General features: G+C 71.7%; 4 protein-coding genes. 2 read left to right on the top strand and 2 right to left on the bottom strand.

Annotated features, from left to right (window positions below; all coding sequences use genetic code 11):
• The first annotated feature begins 254 nt into the window (after positions 1-254).
• Together UO65_RS27600 and UO65_RS27605 are read left to right on the top strand one after the other, a co-directional pair.
• Entirely contained in the window at positions 255-1,184 is a 930-nt protein-coding gene (locus UO65_RS27600; RefSeq protein ID WP_035288207.1) for a 5'-3' exonuclease, read from the top strand.
• A 214-nt stretch (positions 1,185-1,398) separates the two neighbouring features.
• Positions 1,399-2,280, top strand: a complete 882-nt coding sequence (locus UO65_RS27605; protein WP_161784526.1) for an RCC1 domain-containing protein — start codon at positions 1,399-1,401, stop codon at positions 2,278-2,280.
• 50 nt (positions 2,281-2,330) lie between these two features.
• Here the strand turns inward: UO65_RS27605 and UO65_RS27610 are convergent, their stop codons facing one another.
• Both UO65_RS27610 and UO65_RS27615 read right to left on the bottom strand, forming a co-directional pair.
• Positions 2,331-3,527, bottom strand: coding sequence for a GNAT family N-acetyltransferase (locus UO65_RS27610; protein WP_035288209.1), 1,197 nt, complete (start codon positions 3,525-3,527; stop codon positions 2,331-2,333).
• Positions 3,528-3,603: 76 nt separating this feature from the next.
• Positions 3,604-4,308 carry a DUF4333 domain-containing protein gene (locus UO65_RS27615; RefSeq protein WP_035288211.1) on the bottom strand — a complete coding sequence of 235 codons (705 nt, stop codon included), beginning with the start codon at positions 4,306-4,308 and terminating at the stop codon, positions 3,604-3,606.
• Between the last annotated feature and the right edge of the window lie 379 nt (positions 4,309-4,687).

Here is a 4,687-nt window from a genome sequence, read left to right on the forward strand (position 1 = left end):
CGCCATAGGGGCCCCGGCCAAACACATCCACCCAGCCGGGCACACCCACAAAAACCCCGGGCTCGAAAACACGCCAGGCACATCCATCCATCCGGGCGCACCAAAGCCCCGGGCTCGAAAAAAACAGCAAGCGAATCCCCCGCAGCACCCTCAAGCAAGTCCCGGCTCTCGAAACAAAGCCGAACGCGGAACCGCGTGACCAGCCACGAGATCCGCCCACGCCGGTTGTCGGTCCGATGTGGGAGGCTCGCCGCGTGAGTGGACCCCTTGTGCTGCTGGACTCGGCGAGCCTGTACTTCCGGTCGTTCTACGCCCTGCCGGAGTCGATGACCTCCCCCGACGGTGTGCCGGTCAACGCGGTGCGCGGCTTCGCCGGGATGATCGCCCAGGTCGTGACCGAGCGGCGACCGTCGCGGCTGGTGGCGTGCCTGGACGCGGACTGGCGCCCGGCCTTCCGGGTGGCGGCGATCCCCAGCTACAAGGCGCAGCGGGTGGCCGACCCGGCCGTGAACGCCGAAGAGGTGCCCGACACGCTGACCCCGCAGGTCCCGATCATCCTGGACCTGCTCGACGCCCTGGGCATCGCCACCGCCGGGGCCGCCGGGTACGAGGCCGACGACGTCATCGGCACCCTCGCCCACGCCGAGGCCGAGGCCCCGGTGGAGATCATCACCGGTGACCGCGACCTGTTCCAGTGCGTCCGCGACACCCCCACCCCGGTCCGGGTGGTCTACGTCGGCCGAGGCTGGTCGAAGGCCGAGGTCATCGGCCCGGCCGAACTCGCCGCCCGCTACGGCCTGCCCGCCCACGGCCCCGCCTACGCCGACATGGCCGTCCTGCGCGGCGACCCGTCCGACGGCCTGCCCGGCATCACCGGCATCGGCGAGAAGACCGCCGCCAAGCTGATCACCAGGTTCGGCAGCCTCCAGGCCCTGGTCGACGCCGCCGCCGCAGGCTCGAAGGACGTGCCACCCCGAGTCCGCACCGCCTTCGAGCACGACGCCGACTACCTGGCCAAGGCCCCCGTGGTGGTCGCGGTCGCCACCGACGCCGAGTGCGCCCACACCGGCGACCCGGTCCTGCCGCACGCGGTGGCGGACGTGGACCGGGTCCGGGCGTTGCAGGAGCGCTGGGGCCTGGGCAGCGCGGTGGACCGCCTACTGAAAGCGATCACTCCACAGTAGACATCGGGTTTCGGCGACCGGCCGGCTTCACCCGAAGCTCACCGGTTCGGTGGAGTGCGCGGGTTCGGTGGATGGCTAGATTGGGTCGGGCAAGCGCCCATCGCTGGGGATTGGGCGCGCATCCACCCTGGGGCATCATATGTCGAGAACTGTGGGCGGCTTCGGCCTGCCCAGAACCCGCTTCACCCGACTGACCCGCCGCGCCGTGCTGACCATGACCGGCGCGGTGCTGGCCTCCGCGCTGCTCGCACCGGGTGTCGCGCACGCCTACACCGGCTACACCGTCAGTTGGGCCGGGGACAACACCTACGGGCAGGCGAACGTACCCTCGACCCTGGCCTCGGGCGCCACAGATATCTCAGCAGGCTTCTCGCACGCCTTGGCGGTGAAGAACGGTGGTGTCCTCGCGTGGGGGCGCAACGATTCAGGCCAGAGCACCGTGCCCGCAACGGCCACCACCGGGGTGACCAAGGTGGCTGCGGGCACCGGGCACAGCTTGGCGCTCAAGAACGGCGGGGTGATCGCCTGGGGCAACAACACGACCGGGGAAGCCACCGTGCCCGCAGCAGCCACTTCCGGGGTCGTGGGGATCGCGGCGGGCGGCCAGTTCAGCGCCGCGCTCAAGTCCGACGGCACCGTCGTGACGTGGGGCCAGGGCACCACCCAGCCGTCCGCAGGCAACGTCAAGGCCATCTCGGCGAGCCAGTACCACCTGGTCATGCTCAAGAATGACGGCTCGGTGGTCGACTGGCTCTACAACGCGTGGAAGCCGGTGCCGAACACGGTGGGCCTACCGATCACCGCCATCGGCGCCGGGTGGCTCTCCCACATCGCCATGTCCGCGGATGGCCATGCCTTCGTGTGGGACGCTTCGACCACCACGATCCGGTCGATGCCCGCGACGTTCGGCGTCAACGTGCGGGCCGTCGCCATCGGGGCGACCTATGCCGCGGTCACCCACACCAATGGGGGCCTCGAAGTCGTCCGACTCAACGATCTGTATTCCGTGACCCCGCCGACGGTGCTGCAGAGCGGTGTCGACCGAGCGGTGATGTCTTCGGACAACGCGAATGTGTGGATCGTCGCCGTCAAGTAGAACCTGAGTGGACAGTGCTGGCCTCCCGGTTCCCGGGAGGCCAGCACGCCTCAGAAGAACGTGCCGGTCCAGGCCGTCGCGGGCAGGGCGAACGCGGCATCGGCGCGGGCTGCCGCCTCTGGGTTGGCGACTCGGAGGCGGTTGACACCGGCCAGGGCGGACACGGTCCACCGGCCGAAGTAGAGCTGCGCCAACACGTCCACGTCCACCGACAACTCCGGTTCGGCGTCCACCCGGTCCACACCGGACTCCGACACCCGGTAGACCCCGGTGTTGCCGGGCAGGAGCGCGTCGCGGACTTCCAGGGTCAGGGGGCCTCCCCACGAGCGGGCGGCCAGGGCCTCCGGGACGTCGACCACGCGCAGCCACAGGTCGTTCATGGGGACGACCTTGCTCACCGCCCGCTGGTCGACGAACATGGCCTCCACCGGCTCGTCCACCGGGCGGGACAGGACCTTGACCTCGTCGACCAGGTCGATCGAGAGCAGGAAGCGCCACAGGGCCGCCACCGCCGCCGGGCTCGACCCCTGCAGGTCGTCGACCTCCAGGGTGGCGTTGCCCGCGTCGGGGCGGCGGGCGGCGAACACCGCGTACCCCTCGTCCCCGTCCGGCCCGGTGTGGACCGCGATCCGGGGGTCGTGCCCGGTTCCGATGGGCCACCCGAAGCTGGTGCGCCACAGCGCGTCCGGGCGGGCCATCGATCCCACCCGCGCTCGAACGATCCGCTCGTAGAGGTCGGGCAGGACCTCCAGCGCCCGGTCGGTGTCGAGCAGCCGCACCTCGCCGGTCGCGGGCAGGCCCGGGTGGAACACCGCCCGGTCGCGGGCGACGGTCACCGTGTGGAACCGGGTGGCCACCCCGTACCCGAACCGCCCGTAGATCACCGGCTCGGTGGCGCGCAGGCCCGCGAACACCTCGCCCCGCGCGGCCACCTCCGCGAGCTGCGCGCGCATCAACCCGGTCAGCACCCCGCGCCGCCGGTGGTCCGCCCGCACCCCGACCCTGGTCACCGCGGCCAACCCGCGCACCTGCCCGCCGGGCACCCGCAGCTTCGAGGCCCACGACAGCGCCGTCCCGGCCAGCACGTCGCCCGCGAACGCCCCCCACGTGCGCCCCGGTTCGAACGACCGACCCACCAGCTCCCACTGCTCGTCGGTCACCGGCGGCCGGTGCAGCGACCGCATGAACAGGGTTTGCGCCGTGCGCAGCTCGTCGTCGGCCAGGGTGCGGATCTCCACGTCAGTCACACCCCCGATCCTGCCCGGACGCGCCGAGGGCGCGCGACCGGAATTCCGGTCGCGCGCCCTCGGCGGGGAGAACCGCTCAGCCGTCGGACGGCGGGGCGACCTCGTATTCGCCCTCGTCGGAGCGCACGGTGATGTTGACCTTCTTCTGCTCGCCGCCGATGGTCACGTCGCAGGTGAACCGGGCGTCCTTCTTGACCTCCTGGTCGGCCGGGCACGACACCGACTCGACGTTCTCCACGGAGTACTTGCCGGTCAGGATCGACTTCACCCCGTCCTGCACCGCGTTCTGGTCGAACACCTTGGTGTTGGCGAACCCGGGGGTGACGAACGCCAGCACCGCCACCACACCGGCCACCAGCACGACGGCCACCACCGCGATCCAGATCCCGGCCCCGCCGCCCTTCTTCTCCGCGGGCGCGCCCGGGTACCCCGGGGGCATCCCACCCTGGGGCTGGTTCGGGTTGTACCCGCCGAACTGCGGCTGCTGCCCCGTCGGCGGCCCGTACCCCGACTGCTGCGCCCCCGGGTACTGCTGACCCGGCTGCTGCCCGGTCTGGGGCTGCTGCTGCGTGGGCTGGTAGGGCTGCTGCGGCTGCTGCTGGTAGCCGTACTGCCCCTGCTCAGGCGGGTACGGCGACTGCCCCGGCTGCTGCGGGTACCCGCCGCCCTGCTGGGGGAATCCGCCGGACGGGGTGCCCGGCGGGTTGCCGCCCCCGTAGGGCTGCTGCCCCCACTGCTGCTGGGGGTCCTGCCCACCGGACGGCCCGTAGGGGCTGCTCATCGTTCGCCTCCGCCAGATCTGAGGTCACGCGGCCGGGTCCTCGCCCCGACTCCACCGGACACCTGGGCGCGATCAAACCACAGCCCGCGCCCGCGCACCCACCCGCACCCGACACGGCCACCGATCGGCCGAACCCGCCACGGCACAACCTCACACCGAGGTCACACACCCGCACCGGATCGTGCCGCCAAGATCACACTCCCCGAACCCCACCGGCGCAGCGGCAACCAGCCGCCCCACGAACCGCAGACCCGGCCACTCCACTCACCCAGCCCGGCTACGCCCCGCCCGGGTGGGTGGAGGTGCTTGACCGGCCGACCACCCCGAAAACCGGCGGCCCGGCGAGCGAACTGCCCGGGTGGGTGGATGTGTTTGGCCG

It is taken from the genome of Actinokineospora spheciospongiae, from assembly GCF_000564855.1.
Taxonomy (GTDB): Bacteria; Actinomycetota; Actinomycetes; order Mycobacteriales; family Pseudonocardiaceae; genus Actinokineospora; species Actinokineospora spheciospongiae.

Bases quoted from the DNA above. Each gene is read 5' to 3' on its own strand.
- UO65_RS27605 (WP_161784526.1), top strand. From the start codon at position 1,399: ATGACCGGCGCGGTGCTGGCCTCCGCGCTGCTCGCACCGGGTGTCGCG.
- UO65_RS27615 (WP_035288211.1), bottom strand. From the start codon at position 4,308: ATGAGCAGCCCCTACGGGCCGTCCGGTGGGCAGGACCCCCAGCAGCAG.